This is a genomic window from Burkholderia glumae LMG 2196 = ATCC 33617 (assembly GCF_000960995.1).
GTDB classification, from domain to species: Bacteria; Pseudomonadota; Gammaproteobacteria; order Burkholderiales; family Burkholderiaceae; genus Burkholderia; species Burkholderia glumae.
Window position 1 is genome coordinate 2,617,978 of sequence record NZ_CP009434.1, and the last position, 23,613, is coordinate 2,641,590.

The window sequence follows — 23,613 nt, forward strand, 5'->3', positions numbered from 1 at the left end:
AAGCCGGTGCCGGCGGCGCGTGGCCACCGGCACCGGCAACAGAAACGAAACGGATCAGACGAACCGGGGCGGCAGGCTCAGGCCTGCGCCGCGGCCTTGCTGCCGAACAGCTGCCGGAAGCCCGCGAACAGCGGCGCGCGCGCGGCACCGGGGGCGCGGCCGAAGCTTTCCGTGATGCGGTCCAGGATGATGGCGAGCAGCACCACCGACAGCCCGCTCTCGAAGCCGAGGCCGATGTCGAGGCGCTGGATGCTGGCGAGCACGTCGTTGCCGAGGCCGCCCGCGCCCACCATCGAGGCGATGATCACCATCGACAGCGCCATCATGATGGTCTGGTTCACGCCCTGCATGATCGACGGCAGCGCGTTCGGGAACTGCACCTTGTAGAGCAGCTGCCATGGCGTGCAGCCGAACGCCTGGCCGGCCTCGACGATCTCGCGGTTGACGTGGCGGATGCCGAGGCTCGTCAGGCGCACCGCCGGCGGCATCGCGAAGATCACCGTGGACAGGATCCCCGGCACGCGGCCGAGACCGAACAGCATCGCGGCCGGGATCAGGTAGACGAACGCCGGCATGGTCTGCATCAGGTCCAGGATCGGCCGCACGATGGCCGACACCCACTTGCTCTTGGCCGCCCACACGCCGAGCGGGATGCCCAGCACGAGGCTGATGATGGTGGACGACAGCGTGAGGCCGAGCGTGACGACCGTCTGGTCCCAGAAGCCGGTGGCGAAGATCAGCAGCAGCGAGAGCGTGGTGAAGATCGCGAAGCGCCAGCCCACGCGCCACAGCCCGATGCCGATGAAGATCGCCATCAGCAGCCACATCGGAATCGCCTGCAAGCCGTGCTCGACCAGCGCGGCGAGGCTTTCGATCACCCGGCCGATCGCGTCGAACGTCTTCGCGTCGTGGTCGAGCAGGTAACGGACCGACTGGTCGACCCAGCTGCCGAGCGGAATCAGTTCAGACATGGGAGCCTCGCGAACGCGTAATGGCCTTCAGGAGCACGGCCCGATCGACGGAGCCGCAGTAACGGCCGTCGCCATCGACGACGGGCAGTGCATTCGGGCTCGCGACGACACGCTCGACCACGTGATCGAGTGTGGCGTCGTGAGGAATGCATTCGACGTGACGCACGCTCGGCGCACTCGCGCCGAGCGCCTCGCGCGTGACGAAGCCGCGGATCTTGCGCGACTCGTCGAGCACGAACGCGTAGTCGGCGCTGCCGTTCAGGGTGGCCGCGACGTTGGCCGCGTCCAGGCGCGACATGGTCGGCACCGCGCCGGTCTGCATCAGGTCGCTCGCCGTCAGATAGCGGCTCGTGTCGATGCCTTCGAAGAACGCGCGCACGTAGTCGTCGGCCGGGTTCGCGATGATGTCCTGCGGGGTGCCCACCTGCACCAGCCGGCCGCCTTCCATGATCGCGATGCGCGTGCCGATGCGCAGCGCTTCCTCCAGGTCGTGCGAGACGAACATGATGGTGCGGCGCTGCTCCTTCTGCAATTGCAGCAGCACGTTCTGCATTTCCTTGCGCTTTAGCGGATCGAGCGCCGAGAATGCCTCGTCCATGATCATCAGCGACGGGTTCACGGCCAGCGCGCGGGCCAGGCCGACGCGCTGCTGCATGCCGCCCGACAGTTCCGACGGCAGCTTCTTCGCAAACGCGGCAAGGCCGACCTGCTCGAGCACGTCCATCGCGCGGCGCTCGCGATCCTTGCGGCCCACGCCGGCCACTTCCAGGCCGAACGCGGCGTTCGACAGCACGGTGCGCTGCGGCATCAGCGCGAACGACTGGAATACCATGCTCATATCGGTGCGGCGCAGCGCCGTCAGCTCGGCGCGGCGCACGGCGGCCACGTCGCGGCCGTCGATCAGCACCTTGCCGGCGGTCGGTTCGACCAGCCGGTTGACGAGGCGGATCAGCGTGGACTTGCCCGAGCCGGACAAGCCCATCAGCACGAAAATCTCGCCCTCCTGCACCTCGAACGACACGTCGTGTACGCCGACCACCTGGCCGGTGCGCTTGAAAATCTCATCCTTCGTCGACCCGGCTGCGAGCAAATCGAGCGCCTGCTTCGGGTTGTTTCCAAAAACCTTGCACAGACCTTCGACCACGACCTTGGGGGCATCCATCAAAACCTTCTCCTCGTGTAGCAGGGGCTCACACCATCAGAGCGTGCCTCAATGGTTGCCAGAAAAAACTGCCGTGGGCCGACGAATTCCGACAGACGCTTGCGCAAATACGACACCGGCATTGGTCCTGCTCCGCCAGCACCGGCGCGGCCCGGCCGCCGCCGGCGCCCCACTTGCGGCATCGCAGCACGGCAAAGCTCGCCACCGGCAAGGCTTTCGGTTCCGGATCATGCGCCGCGTCAACGCACGATGCGGCGCCGACGCGCGACGGAAAACCACAAAACGCGAAGTCGTAACGGGACAAGATCGTGTCCAATCGCCGATGCGCGCATGGGGTATTCGGCGCACGGTCGTTCGATGCCGGCGTGACACCGTGCCGGACCGTCGGTGCAACCCCGGTCGCACCAGGTTGCGCGGGCCACGGGCGGCGCGCTGCACCGTCGCCCGAGCGGACCATCGGCATGCCGGCGGCATCGTTGCGGGCGCAGGTATCGCGGCAGCGGCGCCGGCCTGCATCGATCGTTGCGGCCCTGCCTGGACGCCCGTCCGCTTCATGAGGATCGCCAAGCGTTCGCGCGAGATCGCGGGCCCCGCCCCGGCGCGCGCGCGGCCCCGCATCCGTAACGAAAAGACACGACGCGAGCGGGCCGCCATGCGCCGCCGATGGCGGCCGGGCGATGCGGGCCTCGCCGTCGGGCATAACGATAGAACGAAAAGTCGTTTCCTGCCCCGCGCCGGCCCCGTTACCATGCCGGTTCGAGCCTGAACATCAGGCACTGCCTTCCCGGGAGCGCATCTTGACTGCATTCGACCAACACCGCCGGCCGTTCATCGTCGGCATCGGCGGGACGACCCGCGCGGCCTCGTCCACCGAGCGGGCGCTGAACTTCGCGCTGCGCGGCGCCCAGGCCGCAGGAGCCCGCACCCGGCTGTTCGACGGCCCGTTCCTGCACTCGCTGCCGCACTACGCGCCGGAACAGAAAAGCCTGAGCGCCGCGCAGATCGAGCTGATCGAGGCCGTGCGCGACGCCGACGCCGTGGTCATCGCGACGCCCGGCTATCACGGCGGCGTATCCGGCCTCGTCAAGAACGCGCTCGACACGCTGGAGGAACTGCGCGCCGACCCGCGCCCCTACCTCGACGGCCGCGCCGTGGGCTGCATCGTCACCGCCTACGGCTGGCAGGCAGCCGGCACCGTGCTGAGCTCGCTGCGCTCGATCGTCCACGCGCTGCGCGGCTGGCCCACGCCGTTCGGCGCCGCCGTCAACACGCTCGAAACACGCTTCGACACCGCCGACACCTGCTCCGACACCAAGGTGGCCGGCCAACTGGAAACCGTCGGCGCGCAGGCCGCCGAGTTCGCGCTCGCGTTCGCCTCGCACCGGGCCGCCACGGCGGTCGTGGCCGACGGCGGCGAGTTCGCGCCGGTGCTGAAGTTCGCATCGAACTGAGCCGCCGCTCAGCACCGAACCGCCGGGCCGGCCGGACGCGCCGGACTTTGGCGGGCGTGCCCGGTCGTTCCCGCCGGCTCGCGTCCGTGCTCGCCCGGCGCCAAGCCGGCTGGCGGACTCGCCGGTCCCACGCCGACGCCCCCTCTCATCCGAACCCATGCGGGATGCCGCGGCGCCGGCTCGCTTGCGCCGGCCGGATCGTGCACGCCGCGCATGCCTGCCGCGATATGCATTGGTCGGCCGCCGCCCATATGCTTCGCCGGAAAGATTGGTTCCGCCGCGCAGCGCGGGCGCTTACGCTGCGAACTCCACCGTCTCCTTCACACACCATGATTCGTCCGATCCGCTACAAAGGCTACGAAATGGCGCCCGCGGCCGCCCAGCAGCCGAACGGGCTGTTCGCCGCGAACCTGACGATCGAGCGGACGACGGCCGGGCCGCCCCGCGCCTATTCGTTCGATGCGATCGACTTCTTCTTCGATGAAGCGCACGCGCTCGCCTATGCCTCGCGCTGGGGGCGCATCTGGATCGACGACCATAGCTGAGCCACCCATGCCGGACGGGAAGGATCGACCTGGCTCGAAAAATACCGAAATCGCCTGCCCATGCGACGATAGGTAGATCACGATGTCAGGCCAGATCCCAAGCCTGTTTTCATGTCCGACACGCTACAGCACGAGCCGGCGGCCGACCACGCCATAGCGGCTCACTTCGCTGCCGATCTGGGACATCGCGGTGCAGACGGAAGGCCGCCACATCCTGTTCTTCGTGAACTGGTATGCCCGGTACTGGCGCAACCTGCCGTGGTGGAAGCGGCCCAGGTTCTTCCGGTGCGTTGCCGCCATCTGGATCAAGCTGATTCGCGACCGCATCAGCATCGCACGCGGCCTCGGTCCCGACGGCGTGGCCCACGACGCCAACTTTCCGGCCAACGCCGCCGCCACCATGGGCGACTCGCTGAAGCCGCGCGAACCGTTCGAGCTTTGCCTTGCCGAGAACGAGCAGCACATGGCCGGCTACGTTCCACGCCTGCTGCGGCCGAAATTCGTGCCGCGCATGGCACGGCTCGCGCTCAAGCTGATGCGCGAGTGAACACCGCCGCGAAGCGGCGTGTCACGCATCGCGGGCCGCTCGAGACGGCGCCTTCGGCGTCAGACCGCCCGCGCCTTCCTTCGCCGGCCGCCACTGCAGCGCACCGGGCAAAGCGGCGCTAGCGGCAATTCATGGCAGCTTTGCTGCGATGCGGCCGACGATCCGGAAACATCGGCCTGTCGAATTCGCCCGGGAATTTCGACATCATCCGCGCCTGATTCGGCATTAACTACCCAATCATTACTCCCCTAATTACCCGATTCCGGCAAATTATTTACGTTAACCAGATTAACCATAAAACAGTTTTCGTTTCTCGAACCATCGGTGCGATCACCACGGCGCATTTATCATTCTTACGAGCAAGACGCGCGGCCGCCACGTCCAAATTTGACGATTTGTCAAACCACCCCGCCCCACACGTCAAGTAATTAAACTGTAAAGCAATGATAAAATCCCGTCCCATCAATGCCCAACGTGCTTTCCTATGATGCAGGCGCGGCGCAAAATCCGCGCCAGGCAAGCCTTCCGCGCAGAAGTTGAAAAAACTTAACACCCTGCCAAACCGCGATCGAACACAATGGTTTGCAGTTGTGAATTTTCAGTTTGCAGTTGTTTTGATTGGGCATTAGCCACCTCCAATAAGATCTGCGCAATTGACCGATTTCCCCGCACCTCATGGAGAAGCGCCCGAGATTTCATGGCGTGCGCGCGGCCCCGTGGAGAACCGCCATCATGAACCGTAGCTACCGATCGATCTGGAACGAATCTCTCGGCGCGTGGGTGGCCGTGTCGGAAATCGATTCAGCGAGGGGTAAGCCGAACAAATCGGCGGTGACCAAGGCGGTAACGACCGCGGTGCTGATGGCAGGTGCAGGCAACAACGCGGTGCAGGCGCAATACGCGACCGGCGGCGGCGCGACCACCAGCACGTCAGCCATCGCCATCGGCGGCAACGCGGCCGTGCTGGGCGTGTATACGCCTAGCAACACGATCGCCACCGGCACCGGCGCGGTCGCCATCGGCTCGAATTCCACTTCGACGGGCGCCGCCTCGATAGCGCTCGGCTATGGCGCGACCGCCACGGGCGTCACCTCGATGGCGCTCGGCAACGGCGCGACCGCCACCGGCCTCTACTCGACCGTGTTCGGTCACAATTCGTTCGCCACGGCATCGAGCGCCGTCGCCCTCGGCTCCGGCTCCGGCGCGAGCGGCCTGGGCGCGAGTGCGATCGGCAACGACACGCGCGCGATCGGCAACAGTTCCATCGCCATCGGCGGCGGCGACAGTTCCGGCACCGGCGGCGCCACCGCGTCCGGCGCCACCTCGATCGCGATCGGGCGCTTTTCGGTGGCCACGGCGACCTCATCGCTGGCGGCCGGCGCCGGCGCGACGGCTTCCGACTCGTTCGCGGTGGCAGTCGGCCCGAACGCCAGCGCGCAGTACGCCAACAGCGTGGCGCTAGGCGCGGGCAGCACCACCGCCGCTGCCGCGCCCACCGCCACCGGCTTCCTGACCGGCCAGGCCGCGCCAGGCTCCGAAGTGTCGGTCGGCTCCGCATCCGCGCTGCGCCGCATCACCAATGTCGCCGACGGCTCGGCCGCCACCGATGCCGTGACCGTCTCGCAACTCAGCACGGGGCTGAGCACGACCACGAGTTCGATCACGAGCCTTTCGACGACCACCTCGAGCGGCCTGTCGACCGCCAACAGCCGCGTGACGTCGATTTCCACCGGGCTGAGCGCCACCAACAGCAACGTGGCGTCACTATCGTCCTCGATCTCGACCGGTGTGGGATCGCTGTCCACCGGCTTGTCGAGCGCGAGCAGTTCGGTGACCTCGCTTTCGTCCGGATTGTCGGCCACGAATAGCAGCGTCGGTTCGCTTTCCTCCGGGCTCTTAACGGCCAACAGCAACGTGGCGTCGCTGTCCTCTTCGACGTCGACCGGAATCAGTTCGCTCTCGGCTGGCATCGGCTCGCTCTCAAGCGGCCTCAGTTCGACCAATAGCGCGGTGACGTCGCTGTCGTCTTCGGCTTCGACAAGCGTCGGCTCACTGTCTACCGGGCTGTCGGCAACGAACAGCAGCGTCTCGTCACTATCGTCCGTGACGTCGACAAGCATCGGCTCTCTCTCGACCGGGCTTGCGGCGACCAACAGCAACGTTTCTTCGTTGTCGGCGGGATTGAGCGCTACCAATAGCAGCGTCTCGTCGTTGTCCTCTTCGACCTCGACCAGCGTGGGCTCGTTATCCAGCGGACTCTCGACGACCAACAGCAATGTCACTTCGGTGTCTTCCTCGGCGTCGACCGGGATCAGTTCGCTCTCGACTGGCATCGGCTCGCTTTCAACCGGCCTCAGTTCGACCAATAGCGCGGTGACGTCGCTGTCGTCTTCGACTTCGAACAGTATCGGCTCGTTGTCTACCGGACTATCCACCACAAGCAGCAATGTCACGTCACTGTCGAGTGGCTTGAGCACGAGCAACAGTAACGTAAGCTCGCTGTCGTCTTCCGTATCGGTGGACTTGCCCCCGCATAACCGGACACTCGGTCACGCTTGAGTTGGAGAACTGGCTCGCTGGCGAAACTCGCGTGGCGAGTGGTATTTCAAGGCGCTGTGCGGATGCGACTCGTTGTAGTGGTCGAAAGCGATGGCCAGATTCTGCAGTGCCGTCCTCGCGTCGGGCTTGGGCATCCACGACACGTAATCACGCTTCATCGTCTTCACGAAGCTTTCGGCCATCCCGTTGCTCTGCGGACTCCGGACCGGTGTCGTAACCGGCGTCAGACCGATTTCTCTCGAGAACGTCTGCGTCTCGTCGGCAATGTAGCAGGAGCCGTTGTCGCTCAGCCATTCGATTTCATTGTCCGCTTTCAGCTTGCCGGCGAAGCGGTTTTCGACGGCCTGAAGCATCACGTCGCGAACCATGTCGCCGGTGTAGCCGCCCGTGCTCGCGGCCCAGCTCATGGCCTCCCGGTCGCAACAGTCGAGCGCGAAGACCACGCGCAACGGCACGCCGTCGTCGCAGCGGAATTCGAATCCATCCGAGCACCAGCGCACATTGCTTTTGTCCACGGCAACCTTGCCCTCGTGTCGACGCGTGGACGCCGCGTGACGTCGGCGTTCGAGCAGCAGCCCGTGGCGATGCATGACGCGGTACACCCGCTTGACGTTGACACGCGCCTGGCCCAGCGCGTCCCGGCTTCGCCGGAGCAATGCCCAGACGCGCCGGTAGCCGTAGGTGGGCAACTCGCCAACCAACGCCTGCAGTTCGTTGACGAGCGGCATGTCGTCCAGCGCGGGCGTCTTGCGCCGGTCGACCCATTCGGCGGTGCGATTCAACTTGACCGTGAGATTCGAGCGCGACACACCAAGGACATCGCAGACCGTCTTCAACGGTCGTCCCCCGGCAGCAAGGGTGAGCGCGCAATCAATTTTTTTGCTCGACCGTACTCCACGGCCTCACGAAGAATTTCCACTTCCATCGTCTTCTTGCCCAGCAGCCGCTGCAACTCGCGAATCTGCTTCAAGGCCTCGTTCAGGTCCGAGGCCGGCACCACCTGCTCGCCGGCACTGACTGCCGAGAGGCTGCCGTCCTGATAGAGCTTGCGCCAGGCGAAGACCTGGTTGGCATTGACCTGATGACGACGGGCAACCCCGGAAACGGTGGCGCCGGGCTCGAAGGTCTCGCGCACGATGGCGAGCTTCTCGTCGACGGAACGCCGGCGACGTTGCTCGGGCTGGGTCAGAACCTCGACGGGTTCGACGTTGTGACTGGGCTTAAACTGTAGAAGTCGCGACCCGATCTGACAGTTACCCGTTCCGACGGTGCGTGACTGTCAGATCAGATTCAGGTGGCTCACTTTCTCCTTCCACACCTCCTTGCCCGCGATGAGCGTTTGCAAAGGCGTGCGACCACAACACATCTTACCTTGATGCGTTCGCTCGCCGTTGTAGTACATCAGCCAAGTATCGAGATCGACCTGCAGTTCCGCCAGCGTCAGATAGAGCTTGTGGCGGAACGCGACCTGATAAAACTCCTGCAGGATGGTTTTATGGAACCGCTCGCAGATGCCATTGGTCTGCGGATGTCGCGCCTTGGTTTTGGTGTGCTCGATGTCGTTCAGCGCCAGGTACAGCTGATAATCGTGCGATTCCGGCTTGCCGCAATACTCCGTGCCTCGATCGGTCAGCATGCGGATCACACCCATGCCGTGCTCCTCGAAGAACGGCAACACCCGGTCATTGAGCAGATCGGCCGCCGTGATCGGTGTCTTGGTCGTGTACAGCTTGGCCATCGCCACTTTGCTGTAGGTGTCGACGAAGGTCTGCTGGTAAATCCGGCCTACGCCCTTGATCGTGCCCACGTAGAACGTGTCCTGCGAGCCCAGATAGCCGGGATGAGCGGTTTCGATTTCGCCATGAGCCACATCGTCGTCCTGCTTTCTTTCCAGCGCGGCCACCTGGTCCTCGCTCAGCACGATGCCTTTTTCAGCGACCTGCTTCTCCAGCGCCACGAGCCTCAGCTTGAAGGACGACAATTCGTGACGCAGCCAGATCGAACGAACGCCGGATGCAGACACGAAAATACCGCGCCGGCGTAATTCGTTGCTGACCCGAACCTGCCCGTGGGCGGGCTGCTCGATGGCATAGGCCAGCACGGCGATTTCCGTCGCTTCATCGACTCGATTCTTGGGATTCGGCTTGCGCCGATTGCTGTCGAACAGGGCATCGACGCCGCCCTCGGCCACGGCATTCTGATAGCGGTAGAACGTATCGCGCGACAGCCCCATCACCTTGCAGGCCTTCGACACGTTCCCGAGCTCGGTGGCCAGATTCAGCAGACCGATCTTGTGGCGGATGACATTTTGGTTGAGACTACTCACGGGGTTACTCCTTGGCGCTTGCGCGCTGTTTTGATGAAGATTCGCACCTCTATCAAAACGGGTAACCCCGCCTCTTGGCAAGGTCTTACTGTCAGATCAAGTCTGAACTTCTACACTTAAACATAGGCGTAAGACTACCTCATCATTTAAGCGTTACCTCGTGTCCGGCTTTCGAGGGGGCCAGCCCAATCGGCAGGTCTGTCCACGACCAACAGCAATGTTTCGTCGCTCTCGTCCGGCCTGAGCACCACGAATAGCAGCGTCGGATCTCTGTCGACCGGCCTGTCCGCCACAAACAGCAACGTCAGTTCGCTATCGTCTTCAACCTCGACCAGCGTCGGTTCGCTATCTACAGGCCTTTCGACCACGAACAGCAACGTCACGTCGTTGTCATCAGGCCTCAGCAGCACCAACAGCAGCGTCGGCTCGCTGTCCACTGGACTCTCGACTACCAATAGCAACATCGGCTCGCTGTCTTCGTCGGTGTCCAGCGGCCTTTCGACTGCCAACAGTAATGTATCGTCGCTCTCGTCCGGCCTCAGTACCACCAACAGCAGCGTCGGCTCTCTTTCGTCGTCGGTATCGACCGGGTTGTCCACGACGAACAGCAACGTTTCGTCCCTGTCGTCCTCGACTTCGACCAGTGTCGGTTCGTTGTCCACTGGTCTTTCGACCACCAGCAGCAATGTGTCGTCTCTCTCGTCCGGACTGAGCACCGCCAACAGTAGCGTCGGTTCGCTGTCTACCGGACTCTCGACGACCAATAGCAATGTCTCGTCGCTGTCGAGTGGATTGAGTACCGCCAACAGTAGCGTCGGCTCACTCTCGTCGGGTCTATCCACGACGAACAGCAATGTCTCATCCCTGTCGTCCTCGACTTCGACCAGTGTCGGTTCGCTTTCCACCGGTCTTTCGACCACCAACGGCAATGTGTCGTCGCTGTCATCCGGCCTCAGCACGACCAATAGCAACATCGGCTCGTTGTCTTCGTCGGTATCGACCGGGCTCTCAACGGCAAATAGCAACGTAACTTCGCTATCTACCGGGCTGAGCACCGCGAATAGCAGCGTCACCTCACTATCGAGTGGCCTTAGCACCACCAACAGTAGTGTCGGGTCACTGTCCACCGGGCTCTCGACGGCCAATAGCAGTGTCTCGTCGCTGTCGAGTGGATTGAGCACCAATCAAAGTAGTATCGGCTCACTCTCGTCGGGTCTTTCCACGACGAACAGCAATGTCTCATCCCTGTCGTCCTCGGCTTCGACCAGTGTCGGTTCGCTGTCCACCGGTCTTTCGACCACCAACAGCAATGTGTCGTCGCTGTCATCCGGACTCAGCACGACCAATAGCAACATCGGCTCGTTGTCTTCGTCGGTATCGACCGGGCTCTCAACGGCAAATAGCAACGTAACTTCGCTATCTACCGGGCTGAGCACCGCGAATAGCAGCGTCACCTCACTATCGAGTGGCCTTAGCACCACCAACAGTAGTGTCGGGTCACTGTCCACCGGGCTCTCGACGGCCAATAGCAGTGTCTCGTCGCTGTCGAGTGGATTGAGCACCAATCAAAGTAGTATCGGCTCACTCTCGTCGGGTCTTTCCACGACGAACAGCAATGTCTCATCCCTGTCGTCCTCGGCTTCGACCAGTGTAGGTTCGCTGTCCACCGGTCTTTCGACCGCCAACAGTAATGTGTCATCGTTGTCGTCCGGCCTCAGCACGACCGACAGCAACGTCGGTTCGTTGTCTTCATCGGTATCGACCGGGCTGTCCACGGCAAACAGCAACATAACTTCGCTATCTACTGGACTGAGCACCACCAATAGCAATGTCGGCTCGCTTTCCACCGGGCTCTCGACGGCCAATAGCAACGTCTCGTCGCTATCGAGTGGATTGAGTACCGCCAACAGTAGCGTCGGCTCACTCTCGTCGGGCTTGTCCACGACGAACAGCAATGTCTCATCCCTGTCCTCCTCGACTTCGACCAGTGTCGGTTCGCTTTCCACCGGTCTTTCGACTACGAACAGCAACGTGTCGTCGTTGTCATCCGGCCTCAGCACAACCAACAGCAGTGTCGGCTCACTGTCCACCGGCCTTTCGACTACGAACAGCAGTGTCACCTCCCTATCGAGTGGCCTGAGCACCGCCAACAGTAGCGTCGGTTCGCTGTCTACCGGACTCTCGACGACCAATAGCAATGTCTCGTCGCTGTCGAGTGGATTGAGTACCGCTAACAGTAGTATCGGCTCACTCTCGTCGGGTCTTTCCACGACGAACAGCAATGTCTAATCCCTGTCGTCCTCGGCTTCGACCAGTGTCGGTTCGCTGTCCACCGGTCTTTCGACCACCAACAGCAATGTGTCGTCGTTGTCGTCCGGCCTCAGCACGACCGACAGCAATGTCAGCTCGTTGTCTTCATCGGTATCGACCGGGCTCTCAACGGCAAATAGCAACGTATCTTCGCTATCTACAGGACTGAGCGCCACCAACAGCACTGTCGGCTCACTGTCCACCGGCCTTTCGACTACGAACAGCAGCGTCACCTCCCTATCGAGTGGCCTGAGCACCGCCAACAGTAGCGTCGGTTCGCTGTCTACCGGACTCTCGACGACCAATAGCAATGTCTCGTCGCTGTCGAGTGGATTGAGCACCAATCAAAGTAGTATCGGCTCACTTTCGTCGGGTCTATCCACGACGAACAGCAATGTCTCATCCCTGTCGTCCTCGACTTCGACCAGTGTCGGTTCGCTTTCCACCGGTCTTTCGACCACCAACAGCAATGTGTCGTCTCTCTCGTCCGGCCTCAGCACGACCGATAGCAACGTCAGCTCGTTGTCTTCGTCGGTATCGACCGGGCTCTCAACGGCAAATAGCAACGTCTCTTCGCTGTCTACCGGACTGAGCACCACCAACAGCACTGTCGGCTCACTGTCCACCGGCCTTTCAACCACAAACAGCAATGTGTCGTCTCTCTCGTCCGGCCTCAGCACGACCGATAGCAACGTCAGTTCGTTGTCTTCGTCGGCATCGACCGGGCTCTCAACGGCAAATAGCAACGTCTCGTCGCTATCTACAGGACTGAGCGCCACCAATAGCACGGTTGGCTCGCTGTCTACTGGTCTATCTTCGACCAACAGCAACGTCTCGTCTCTTTCGTCGGGTCTCAGCACGACCAACAGTAGCGTTGGCTCGCTTTCCACCGGACTCTCGACTACGAACAGCAGTGTCACCTCCCTATCGAGTGGCCTGAGCACCGCCAACAGTAGCGTCGGCTCACTCTCGTCGGGCCTATCCACGACGAACAGCAATGTCTCATCCCTGTCGTCCTCGACTTCGACCAGTGTCAGTTCGCTTTCCACCGGTCTTTCGACCACCAACAGTAATGTGTCGTCGTTGTCGTCCGGCCTCAGCACGACCAACAGCAATGTCAGTTCGTTGTCTTCATCGGTATCGACCGGACTCTCAACGGCAAATAGCAACGTATCTTCGCTGTCTACCGGGCTGAGCACAACCAACAGCGCTGTCGGCTCGCTGTCGAGTGGATTGAGTACCGCCAACAGTAGCGTCGGCTCACTCTCGTCGGGTCTTTCCACGACGAACAGCAATGTCTCATCCCTGTCGTCCTCGACTTCGACCAGTGTCGGTTCGTTGTCCACCGGTCTTTCGACCACAAACAGCAATGTGTCGTCGTTGTCATCCGGCCTCAGCACAACCGATAGCAACGTCGGCTCGTTGTCGTCATCGGTATCAACCGGGCTCTCCACGGCAAATAGCAACGTCTCTTCGCTGTCGACAGGACTGAGCGCCACCAATAGCACGGTTGGCTCGCTGTCTACTGGTCTATCTTCGACCAACAGCAATGTCTCGTCTCTTTCGTCGGGTCTCAGCACGACCAACAGTAGCGTTGGCTCGCTTTCCACCGGTCTTTCGACCACAAACAGCAATGTGTCGTCGTTGTCATCCGGCCTCAGCACGACCGACAGCAATGTCGGCTCGCTGTCTTCATCGGTATCGACCGGGCTCTCAACGGCAAGTAGTAACGTCTCTTCGCTGTCTACCGGGCTGAGCACCACCAACAGCACCGTTGGCTCACTGTCCACCGGTCTTTCGACCACAAACAGCAATGTGTCGTCGTTGTCATCCGGCCTCAGTACAACCGACAGCAATGTTGGTTCGTTGTCTTCGTCGGTATCGACCGGACTCTCCACGGCAAACAGCAGCGTGTCTTCGCTTTCTACCGGGCTGAGCACCACCAACAGCACTGTCGGCTCACTGTCCACCGGCCTTTCGACCACAAACAGCAATGTGTCGTCGTTGTCATCCGGCCTCAGCACGACTGACAGCAACGTCGGCTCGTTGTCTTCATCGGTATCGACCGGACTCTCCACGGCAAACAGCAACGTATCTTCGCTGTCTACAGGACTGAGCACAACCAACAGCACCGTCGGCTCACTGTCCACCGGTCTTTCGACTACAAACAGCAATGTGTCGTCGTTGTCGTCCGGCCTCAGCACGACCGATAGCAACGTCAACTCGTTGTCTTCATCGGTATCGACCGGGCTCTCAACGGCAAGTAGCAACGTATCTTCGCTGTCTACCGGGCTGAGCACCACCAACAGCACCGTTGGCTCACTGTCCACCGGTCTTTCGACCACAAACAGCAATGTGTCGTCGTTGTCATCCGGCCTCAGTACAGCCGACAGCAATGTTGGTTCGTTGTCTTCGTCGGTATCGACCGGACTCTCCACGGCAAACAGCAGCGTGTCTTCGCTTTCTACCGGGCTGAGCACCACCAACAGCACTGTCGGCTCACTGTCCACCGGCCTTTCGACCACAAACAGCAATGTGTCGTCGTTGTCATCCGGCCTCAGCACGACTGACAGCAACGTCGGCTCGTTGTCTTCATCGGTATCGACCGGACTCTCCACGGCAAACAGCAACGTATCTTCGCTGTCTACAGGACTGAGCACAACCAACAGCACCGTCGGCTCACTGTCCACCGGTCTTTCGACTACAAACAGCAATGTGTCGTCGTTGTCGTCCGGCCTCAGCACGACCGATAGCAACGTCAGCTCGTTGTCTTCATCGGTATCGACCGGGCTCTCAACGGCAAATAGCAACGTATCTTCGCTATCTACAGGACTGAGCGCCACCAACAGCAATGTCGGCTCGCTTTCCACCGGCCTTTCGACTACGAACAGCAACGTGTCGTCGTTGTCATCCGGCCTCAGCACAACCGACAGCAACGTCGGCTCTTTGTCTACTGGTCTATCTTCGACCAACAGCAATGTCTCGTCTCTTTCGTCGGGTCTCAGCACGACCAACAGTAGCGTTGGCTCGCTTTCCACCGGCCTTTCGACTACGAACAGCAGCGTCACCTCCCTGTCGAGTGGGCTGAGCACCGCCAACAGCACCGTTGGCTCACTGTCCACCGGTCTTTCGACCACAAACAGCAATGTGTCGTCGTTGTCGTCCGGCCTCAGCACCACCGACAGCAACGTCGGCTCGTTGTCTTCATCGGTATCGACCGGGCTCTCCACGGCAAATAGCAACGTATCGTCGCTATCTACCGGGCTGAGCACAACCAACAGCACTGTTGGCTCGCTTTCCACCGGACTCTCGACTACAAACAGCAATGTCGGCTCCCTGTCTACCGGACTCTCGACGACCAATAGCAATGTCTCGTCGCTGTCGAGTGGATTGAGTACCGCCAACAGTAGCGTCGGCTCACTCTCGTCGGGTCTTTCCACGACGAACAGCAATGTCTCATCCCTGTCCTCCTCGACTTCGACCAGTGTCGGTTCGTTGTCCACCGGTCTTTCGACCACAAACAGCAATGTGTCGTCCTTGTCGTCAGGCCTCAGCACCACCGACAGCAATGTCGGCTCGTTGTCTTCATCGGTATCGACCGGGCTCTCAACGGCAAATAGCAACGTATCTTCGCTATCTACAGGACTGAGCGCCACCAACAGCAATGTCGGCTCGCTGTCCACCGGCCTTTCGACCACAAACAGCAATGTGTCGTCGTTGTCATCCGGCCTCAGCACGACTGACAGCAACGTCGGCTCGCTGTCTTCATCGGTATCGACCGGACTCTCCACGGCAAACAGCAACGTATCTTCGCTGTCTACAGGACTGAGCACAACCAATAGCACCGTCGGCTCACTGTCCACCGGTCTTTCGACTACAAACAGCAATGTGTCGTCGTTGTCGTCCGGCCTCAGCACGACCGATAGCAACGTCAACTCGTTGTCTTCATCGGTATCGACCGGGCTCTCAACGGCAAATAGCAACGTATCTTCGCTATCTACAGGACTGAGCGCCACCAACAGCACTGTCGGCTCACTGTCCACCGGCCTTTCAACTACGAACAGCAGCGTCACCTCCTTGTCGAGTGGGCTGAGCACCGCCAACAGCACCGTTGGCTCACTGTCCACCGGACTCTCGACTACGAACAGCAACGTGTCATCGTTGTCGTCCGGCCTCAGCACCACCGACAGCAATGTCGGTTCGTTGTCTTCATCGGTATCGGCCGGACTCTCAACGGCAAATAGCAGCGTGTCTTCGCTATCCACCGGGCTGAGCAACGCTAATAACACCATTGGCTCACTGTCCACCGGTCTTTCGACCACAAACAGCAATGTGTCGTCGTTGTCGTCCGGCCTCAGCACCACCGATAGCAACGTCGGCTCGTTGTCTTCATCGGTATCGACCGGGCTCTCCACGGCAAATAGCAGCGTGTCGTCGCTGTCTACCGGCCTGAGCACCACCAACAGCACCATTGGCTCGCTGTCTACTGGTCTATCTTCGACCAACAGCAATGTCTCGTCTCTATCATCCGGCTTGAGCGCCACGAATAGCAACGTCTCCTCGCTCTCCACCGCGGCCGGATCGCTGTCCACCGGGCTGGCCACCACCAACAGCAGCGTCGCCTCGCTCTCGACGGGCCTGACGGCCACCACCAGCAGCCTCTCGTCGCTTTCCACCGTCACCGGCTCGCTCTCCAGCAGCCTGGTGACGACAAACAGCAACCTGACCTCGCTATCCACGTCCACGTCGTCCACCGTCAGTTCGCTGTCCACCTCGGTCAGCTCGATCGCGAACTCGTCGGGCCAGGTCGGCAACGGCATGGCGGCCGCGCTCGGCGGCGGCGCGACCTACGATCCGGCCACCGGCACGATCACGCCGCCGAGCTACACGACCTACAAGGCGAACGGCACCACCGCGAGCGTGGACAACGTCGGCGCCGCGCTCGACAGCATCAACGGGAGCGGCGCCAGGTATTTCCACACCAATTCGGCGGGCGTGGACTCGACCGCCACCGGCGTGGACAGCGTCGCGATCGGCCCGAACGCCATCGCCAACCTGGACAACTCGGTAGCGATCGGCAGCGGCTCGGTCGCCACCGCGGCCACGCCGGTGAGTTCGGCCGCGGTCGGCGGCATGACGTTCGGAAACTTCGCGGGCAGCACGCCGGCCGGCACCTTCAGCATCGGCGGCCCGGGCTTCGAGCGCCAGCTGACGGGCCTCGCGGCGGGACGCGTCTCGGCAGCCAGTACCGACGCCGTGAACGGCAGCCAGCTGTTCCAAACCAACGCGGCGGTGGCCTCGCTGTCCACCAGCATCAACAACGCGTCGAATTCGATCTCGAGCTCGGTTGCCTCGCTGTCGACTTCGACGTCCACCGCGATGAGCTCGCTGTCGTCCTCCACCTCGACGGCGGTCGGCTCGCTGTCCACGGGCGCCTCGGCAACCACCAGCAGCGTGGCATCGCTGTCGACCTCGGCCTCGACGACCACCGGCTCGCTGTCCACCGGCCTCTCCACGACGAGCAGCAGCGTGGCCTCACTGTCGACCGCCACCTCCACCAGCCTCGGCTCCCTGTCCACCAGCCTGTCGTCCACCAACACCTCGGTCGCCTCGCTGTCCTCGGGTCTCGGCGCGGTCAGCACCACGGTGGCCTCGCTGTCCGCGACGGTCGACAACAACACCACGCGCTCGCTCAGTTCCGGCGGCTACGCGGCGGACATGTCGAGTCCGGCCGCCCAGGCGCCGTCGGTCACGGCCGGCTCGAACTCGGTCGCGCTCGGCCAGGGCTCGAACGACGACGGGCGCTCGAACGTGGTATCGGTGGGCAGTGCATCGCAACAGCGCCAGCTCACCAACGTGGCGCCGGGCACGCAAGGCACGGACGCGGTCAACCTCAACCAGCTGAGTGCGCTGTCGACTTCTATGTCACAATCGTTCGCCGGCCAGCAGAACCAGATCAATACGCTGGGTACGCAGATCACGCAGACCCAGCAGGCTCTGCGGCAAACGGATACGATGGCGCGCCAGGGCATTGCCGCCGCCACCGCGCTGACCATGCTGCCGCAGGTCGAACCGGGCAAGACGATCAATGTCGCGGTCGGCGTGGCGCGCTTCGCCGGTCAGTCGGGCATGGCGTTCGGCGCAAGCGCGCACGTGACAACCAACGGCATTCTGAAACTGGGCATCGGCGTCTCGGGCCAGAACAAGACGTATGGTGTCGGATATGGATACAGCTGGTGATCGATACTTCTCACGCCACGCCGAGCCACGGCGCTGACCGGCGCCTGACCGTCGGCATTTCGCTGTTCGCGAGGGACGGCCAGGCGATCTGGGAGAACGGCATCCATCAAAACATCGCGTTCCTAGCGATGATGCTCAGGCGATCGGAACGCATCGCCCGCATCGTGTTCCTGAACGGCGGCGACGCGCGGCAGATCCCTGCCGGCCTCGATTTCACCGATCTGGACATCGCGCTGGTGAACCCGCGCGACGTCTCGCACGAGCTCGACGTGGTGATCGAAATGGGTGCGCAACTGCCGGTGGACTGGCTGCGCTACATGAAGACGCTCGGCAAGAAGCTGATCATGTGCTTCGTCGGCAACGTCTACGCCGGCCTCTGCGAAACGCCGATCTTCAACCAGCCCTCGGGCCACATCTTCAACGGCGGCCCCTATGACGAAGTCTGGATGCTGCCGAAGGACGACAAGACGGCCAAGCCGCTGCTGCGCACGCTGATGCGCGTGCCGGTCCATTCGATGCCGCACATCTGGTCGCCGCACTTCATCGACCGGCGCATTGCGGCGCTCGCCGGCGAAGGCATCCGCTTCGGCTACCAGCCGGGCCGCGGCGCCTGGCGGCTGGCGATCCTCGAGCCGAACATCTCGGTGGTCAAGAGCTGCTATTACCCGATGCTGGTGGCCGATGAATGCTACCGCGCGGAGCCGGCAGCGGTGCAGCACCTCTACGTCGTCAACACGATGCACATGAAGGAACATCGCACCTTCCTGCACTTCGCGAACAGCCTCGACCTGGTGCGCCACCACAAGGCCACCTTCGAACCGCGCCTGGAACTGCCGTCATTTCTCTCGCAACACGTGGACGCGGTGATTTCGCACCAGTGGGAGAATCCGCAAAACTATCTCTACTACGACGTGCTCTACGGCGGCTATCCGTTGATCCACAATTCGCCCATGCTCGGCGACGCCGGCTACTACTATCCGGAATTCGATTCGGCCACGGGCGGCCGTGTGTTGCTCGAAGCGTGGCGCGAACACGATGCGAACCTGGCCGGCTACCGCGAGAAGGCCGACGCGATGCTGCGGCGCGTCTCGATCGATAATCCGGCGAATCTCGACGCCTACGTCGAACGCCTGTTGGCCTGAGCGATTTCAGCGGGAGAACCTGCATGTCCGATATTCCCGTCCGTGACGTCCAGAACGGCAGCAAGCGTCTCGTGGTGGGCGTCTCGCTGTACGTGCGCGGCGCCGGCCAGTCGCTGTGGGAAAACGGCATCTTCCAGAACTGTCTGCTGCTGGTGCTGCTGCTGCGGCAGTCGCCGCTGGTGGCCGAGGCGGTGATGGTGAACGGCGGCGGCACCGAGCCGGCCGATCCGCAGATGATGCTGGATGAATGGAGCGTGCCGCTGATCTCGATGGACGAGGCGATGGCGCGCTGCGACGTGCTGATCGAGATGAGCGCGCTGTTCAACGCCGACTGGCTCTCGGTATTCCGCAAGCGCGGCGGCAAGGTGATCACGATGCGGGTGGGCAACGACTACGTGATCGATATCGAGCGTGCCATGTTCGACAAGCCGTCGGGCTTTCTGTTCTCGGGCGCGCAGTACGACGGCGTCTGGACGATTCCGGAATTCGAGCACTCGTGCCGCCACTATCTGCAAACGGGGCTGCGCCAGAAGGTGACGATCGTCCCGCACATCTGGCATCCGATGCTGTTCGACAAGGCGCGCGGCGCGCTCGAGACGGGCCGCGCGTTCGGCTATCGCCCGGGCCGCTCGCGCTGGCGCATCGCGATGTTCGAGCCGAACATCTGCATGGTGAAGACGAGCATCATCCCGATGCTGGTGGCCGAGGAAGCGTATCGCGCGCAGCCGTCGTTCGTGGAGTTCGTGCGGGTATGCAACACGCTGCACCTGAAGGACCACACCACCTTCGTGCATTTCGCGCGCAGCCTCGACCTCGTCAATCACGGCCTGGCCAGCTTCGAGGGCCGCTTCGCGATCTACGAATTCATGTCGCAATACGGCGACGCCGTGGTCTCCCACACGTGGGAGAACGCCCAGAACTACCTCTATTACGAGCTGCTGTATGGCGGCTATCCGCTCGTCCACAACTCGCCCTACCTGGGCGAATGCGGCTACTACTATCCGGACTTCGATTGCCAGGAAGGCGGCCGGCAGTTGCTGCGCGCGTACCGCGAGCACGACGCGAATCTCGATGCCTACCGCGAGCGCACCGCCCGTTTGCTGCACTCGGTCGACATCCACAACCCCGACAACGTGGCGGCCTACACCGAAGCGCTCGCCGCCGTCTATCGCTGACGCGCGGCCTTGCCACCCCTTTCACGCCTTTCGAACCAGCCAGGAGGCCTCTTGAAAGCGACTCTAGTACGATGCGCGGCCGCATGCTTGGCCGCCGGCGCGGCAAGCCTCGCGCACGCCCAGACGCCGGCGCCCGAACCCGCTGCCCCCGCTGCCCCCGCCGCACCGGCGCTCTCGCTGGCGCCCGTCAACGCCGGCGCCTCGGCCGACGAACTGCTGCGCGATGCCGACTATGCGCTGCGCCTGCTCGACACGGGCCGCTATCAGGACCTGTGGAACGACGCGGCGCCCTTCGTCAAGCAGCGCTACAATCCGCAGCGCTTCGCGAACGACACGCGGCTGTCGCGCGAGGCCGTGGGCGCGATCAAGAGCCGTGGCTGGGCCGCCGTCACGCGGATCATCTACAGCGGCGCGAAGGATGTGCCGGACGGCCTCTACGCGAACGTCGACTACGCAACCACGCAGGCCTCGGGCAAGGTCGTCTATGAAAAAATCAGCTTCCGGCTCGAAAACGACGGCCGCTGGCATCTGACGGGCTACCTGCCGCGCGTCGCGCAGGGCCCGATTCCGGGCAGTTGACGGCGCGCGCGGCGGCCGGTGCGGCACCGCACCGGCGCCGCCGCCGGCTCAGGCCTGGGCAGCGCTCAGGTTGCGCTCGCAGTCTTCCCAGTAGCGCAGCGGGTCCTGATGCTGCGGGAAGTGTAGGTTGAGCCAGCCGGAAAGCCGCGCCCAATCGGGATGACTGGCGCCCGAAAGCGACGACCAGATCGACGAGCGTTCGAGGATCTGCCCGCTCGCGCGATCGCGGATCAACAGGCTGCTCATGCCGGTCGAGCTGTTCGATTGGGTTTCGACCAGGTAGCGCGTCAGCAGCCGCACCTCGGCATCCTCGGCCCAGCCGTAGACGGCACGCACCACGTTCGACGGGTCGCGAAGCTCGATCGGCCCGGTGGCGGGGCGCACCGCCTTCCATCCCTCGGGAAATTCGGCCACGATTTCATGGCCGGACTCCCGCACCCACCTCACGCGCCAGGCCAGCACGATCGCCTTGCACAGCGCGGCCAGCGAGGCATACCCGGCCGGCACGACGAACGCGACCGGCAGCGTGATCAGGTTGTCCTTCCACAGGGTGGCCTTCTCATCGGGGCGGCGCGTCGTGTCGAACGGGCTGGCCTCGAACGGATTCACCGGCCGGCTGGCACTGCTGGTCCCCGCGGCCGGCAGCCCGGCAAACAGGCGCTCGGCGTCCTGACGGGTAAGTTTCGGTTTCCCTTGTTTCATGAGACCTTTCACCAACACATTTCCTTGAAGCCGATCGGGTCGGCACTGGTTGCCGGCCTGGGCCGGCATGGGTTTCTGTTCGTTCGGGCCGCGCCGTCCGCGGCGCGGCATCATGAGCCATGCGCGCATCCGGGCGGCGGGCGCCTTGAAAATCGGCCTGACGGAATACCCTGCCCGGCTGGCATGACCGGGCTGGCGCAGCGGCCAGGCCGCGGCACTCGCCGTCGATATTGCGCCGCCCGCAACCGGATAAGGTTTGAAAACGGCGGAATGATTTGGGCGCAAGCCACGCATGCGCGAACCGATCGGCGCATGCCTTTCGCAAAGCGGAATAAACCTTGATTCCCGTATCCGGTCGATGAAAGCCGGTGAGGCGCGCTGCAGTTGCCGCCCCGGTGCCGCACCTTGGCCGAATTAAATACCTGGCCCGGCGCTTCGAACCCGCGCGGGTTCGCCATTCGTTGCGCAATGATCCGTGAAACCGGCCGACGTGGCAATTGCCGTTTCGACATGCCCGGACCCAAGGCCAGGCCGCAATCGACACCGGTATTGCAATGATACGCCCGTGCGCCGGACTGCGAGCGCCGGCGAATCACCATCGGCGCGCTGGCAATCTGCCTTTCCCGCATTATGCCGCCGGGAAATAATAGTCCATTCAAACCAGCGCCCTTTATCGCGCGGCGCCGAAAGCGCATAGTACGCGATTCCTGGCCGGCGCCGCCGGCCCGTCGATGGAGATATCAGATGCGTTACAACCAGCTTGGCAACACCGGACTCTTCGTGTCCGAGATCTGTCTGGGCACCATGACCTTCGGCCACACGGAACAGGCCGGAATCTGGGGCGACATCGCGGGCGTGGACCAGACGACGGCCGACACGATCGTGCGGCGCAGCCTGGCGGCCGGCGTCAACTTCATCGATACGGCCAACGTCTATTCGTTCGGCGCATCGGAGCGGATGCTTGGCCAGTCGCTGAAAAACCTGGCGGTGCCGCGCCAGGAGGTGGTGCTCGCCACCAAGGTGTTCGCGCCGATGGGCAGCGGCCCGAACGATCGCGGTTCGTCGCGCGGCCACATCCTGGCGTCGGTGGAGGCCAGCCTGCAACGCCTGCAGACCGATTACATCGATCTTTACCAGGTCCACGCGAACGACCCGGTCACGCCGATCGACGAGACGCTGCGCGCGCTCGACGATCTGGTTTCGCGCGGCCTGGTGCGCTATATCGGCGTGTCGAACTGGCAGGCCTGGCGCATCGCCAAGGCGCTCGGCATCGCCGAACGGCGCGGCTTCGCGCGTTTCGAAACGGTGCAGGCCTATTACTCGATCGCGGGCCGCGACCTCGAACGCGAGCTGGTGCCGATGATGCAGGAGGAAAAGGTCGGGCTGATGGTGTGGTCGCCGCTCGCGGGCGGCCTGCTGTCGGGCAAGTACGGCCCCGGCTCGACCGAGGCGGGCGGGCGCCGCACCAGCTTCGATTTCCCGCCCGTCGACAAGGATCGCGCCTGGGCCTGCGTGGCGGCGATGCGGCCGATCGCGCAGAAGCACGGCACGAGCGTGGCCGCGATCGCGCTCGCCTACGTGCTCGCCAAGCCGTTCGTGACGACGGTGATCATCGGCGGCAAGCGCCTCGAGCAGATCGAGCAGAACCTGGGCGCGGTCGGCCTGAAGCTCGATGCCGACGATCTCGAGACGCTCGATGCCGTCAGCGCGCTGGCGCCGGAGTACCCGGGCTGGATGCTGAGCCGGCAATCGGCCGGCCGCGTACCGCAGCCGTTCGAGCCGAAGGCCTAGCAAGCCGCGCGCCGCCGGCCCGGCGCGCTCGCCCCGCCCCAGCACCAGCACCAGCACCAGCCGCGCCGGTTCGTGGCCCAAGCCCATCGAACATGCCGTGATCCACCCGCCTC

General features: G+C 63.0%; 16 protein-coding genes and 3 pseudogenes. 11 read left to right on the plus strand and 8 right to left on the minus strand.

Annotation, left to right across the window (positions count from 1 at the left end):
• Positions 1 to 77: 77 nt before the first annotated feature.
• Genes choW through KS03_RS32775 form a run of 3 tightly spaced genes read right to left on the minus strand, consistent with a single transcriptional unit; the run spans position 78 to position 2,437 of the window.
• Positions 78 to 971, minus strand: coding sequence for a choline ABC transporter permease subunit (choW, locus tag KS03_RS11725; RefSeq protein WP_012733322.1), 894 nt, complete (start codon positions 969 to 971; stop codon positions 78 to 80).
• Positions 964 to 2,133, minus strand: coding sequence for a quaternary amine ABC transporter ATP-binding protein (locus KS03_RS11730; RefSeq protein WP_012733321.1), 1,170 nt, complete (start codon positions 2,131 to 2,133; stop codon positions 964 to 966). Before KS03_RS11730 ends, choW begins: the two co-directional genes overlap by 8 nt.
• A gap of 28 nt (positions 2,134 to 2,161) precedes the next feature.
• The gene (locus KS03_RS32775; protein WP_230674558.1) at positions 2,162 to 2,437 is read right to left on the minus strand and encodes a hypothetical protein; all 276 of its coding nucleotides are present in this window, start codon (positions 2,435 to 2,437) and stop codon (positions 2,162 to 2,164) included.
• A 493-nt stretch (positions 2,438 to 2,930) separates the two neighbouring features.
• Here KS03_RS32775 and KS03_RS11735 point away from each other — a divergent pair, with 493 nt between their 5' ends.
• From KS03_RS11735 to KS03_RS33370, 4 genes and pseudogenes are all read left to right on the plus strand, one after another.
• A complete protein-coding gene (locus tag KS03_RS11735) occupies positions 2,931 to 3,584 on the plus strand; it encodes an NADPH-dependent FMN reductase (protein ID WP_012733320.1) in 654 nt (217 codons plus the stop codon).
• Between the two features lie 329 nt (positions 3,585 to 3,913).
• A complete protein-coding gene (locus KS03_RS11740; protein ID WP_012733319.1) occupies positions 3,914 to 4,129 on the plus strand; it encodes a hypothetical protein in 216 nt (71 codons plus the stop codon).
• A gap of 190 nt (positions 4,130 to 4,319) precedes the next feature.
• Positions 4,320 to 4,676, plus strand: a pseudogene (locus KS03_RS11745) (ferritin-like domain-containing protein); the annotation flags it as partial.
• Between the two features lie 675 nt (positions 4,677 to 5,351).
• Positions 5,352 to 5,483: pseudogene (locus tag KS03_RS33370) on the plus strand (ESPR domain-containing protein); the annotation flags it as partial.
• Here the strand turns inward: KS03_RS33370 and KS03_RS33060 are convergent.
• The gene (locus tag KS03_RS33060) at positions 5,420 to 5,620 is read right to left on the minus strand and encodes a hypothetical protein (RefSeq protein ID WP_373419922.1); all 201 of its coding nucleotides are present in this window, start codon (positions 5,618 to 5,620) and stop codon (positions 5,420 to 5,422) included. The pseudogene KS03_RS33370 and the gene KS03_RS33060 overlap by 64 nt on opposite strands.
• Between KS03_RS33060 and KS03_RS29915 the strand changes: the two genes are divergently transcribed.
• Positions 5,538 to 7,235 carry a hypothetical protein gene (locus tag KS03_RS29915; RefSeq protein ID WP_373429770.1) on the plus strand — a complete coding sequence of 566 codons (1,698 nt, stop codon included), beginning with the start codon at positions 5,538 to 5,540 and terminating at the stop codon, positions 7,233 to 7,235. The two genes, KS03_RS33060 and KS03_RS29915, sit on opposite strands and share 83 nt — an antisense overlap.
• On the opposite strand, the gene KS03_RS11760 is transcribed toward KS03_RS29915, so the two are convergent.
• Positions 7,226 to 8,481 (minus strand): IS3 family transposase gene (locus KS03_RS11760; RefSeq protein WP_374215805.1). Its coding sequence is split into 2 segments (ribosomal slippage): positions 7,226 to 8,118 and positions 8,118 to 8,481, totalling 1,257 coding nucleotides; the frame shifts between segments, so codons are not numbered across the junction. The genes KS03_RS29915 and KS03_RS11760 overlap by 10 nt on opposite strands.
• A 33-nt stretch (positions 8,482 to 8,514) precedes the next feature.
• A complete protein-coding gene (locus KS03_RS11770) occupies positions 8,515 to 9,561 on the minus strand; it encodes an IS481 family transposase (RefSeq protein ID WP_012734099.1) in 1,047 nt (348 codons plus the stop codon).
• Positions 9,562 to 9,882: 321 nt separating this feature from the next.
• Here KS03_RS11770 and KS03_RS33495 point away from each other — a divergent pair.
• Positions 9,883 to 11,730 (plus strand): annotated as a pseudogene (locus tag KS03_RS33495) (beta strand repeat-containing protein); the annotation flags it as partial.
• A gap of 116 nt (positions 11,731 to 11,846) precedes the next feature.
• Here KS03_RS33495 and KS03_RS33390 read toward each other — a convergent pair.
• On the minus strand, positions 11,847 to 12,215 hold the full coding sequence (locus tag KS03_RS33390; protein ID WP_232252189.1) for a hypothetical protein: 369 nt from the start codon (positions 12,213 to 12,215) through the stop codon (positions 11,847 to 11,849).
• Here KS03_RS33390 and KS03_RS33185 point away from each other — a divergent pair.
• Genes KS03_RS33185 through KS03_RS11795 form a run of 4 tightly spaced genes read left to right on the plus strand, consistent with a single transcriptional unit; the run spans position 12,205 to position 21,007 of the window.
• The gene (locus tag KS03_RS33185; RefSeq protein WP_447085921.1) at positions 12,205 to 18,111 is read left to right on the plus strand and encodes a YadA-like family protein; all 5,907 of its coding nucleotides are present in this window, start codon (positions 12,205 to 12,207) and stop codon (positions 18,109 to 18,111) included. The genes KS03_RS33390 and KS03_RS33185 overlap by 11 nt on opposite strands.
• Positions 18,108 to 19,253, plus strand: coding sequence for a DUF2827 domain-containing protein (locus KS03_RS11785; RefSeq protein WP_012733312.1), 1,146 nt, complete (start codon positions 18,108 to 18,110; stop codon positions 19,251 to 19,253). The genes KS03_RS33185 and KS03_RS11785 overlap by 4 nt, the downstream gene beginning before the upstream one ends.
• 23 nt (positions 19,254 to 19,276) lie before the next feature.
• Positions 19,277 to 20,428 (plus strand): DUF2827 domain-containing protein, encoded by a 1,152-nt coding sequence (locus tag KS03_RS11790; protein ID WP_012733311.1) that lies wholly within the window; start codon positions 19,277 to 19,279, stop codon positions 20,426 to 20,428.
• Positions 20,429 to 20,479: 51 nt separating this feature from the next.
• A complete protein-coding gene (locus tag KS03_RS11795) occupies positions 20,480 to 21,007 on the plus strand; it encodes a DUF4019 domain-containing protein (protein ID WP_012733310.1) in 528 nt (175 codons plus the stop codon).
• Between the two features lie 48 nt (positions 21,008 to 21,055).
• Here KS03_RS11795 and KS03_RS11800 read toward each other — a convergent pair whose 3' ends face one another.
• Entirely contained in the window at positions 21,056 to 21,709 is a 654-nt protein-coding gene (locus KS03_RS11800; RefSeq protein WP_012733309.1) for a hypothetical protein, read from the minus strand.
• A gap of 744 nt (positions 21,710 to 22,453) precedes the next feature.
• Between KS03_RS11800 and KS03_RS11805 the strand changes: the two genes are divergently transcribed.
• Positions 22,454 to 23,500 (plus strand): aldo/keto reductase, encoded by a 1,047-nt coding sequence (locus KS03_RS11805; protein ID WP_012733308.1) that lies wholly within the window; start codon positions 22,454 to 22,456, stop codon positions 23,498 to 23,500.
• Positions 23,501 to 23,613: the final 113 nt, after the last annotated feature.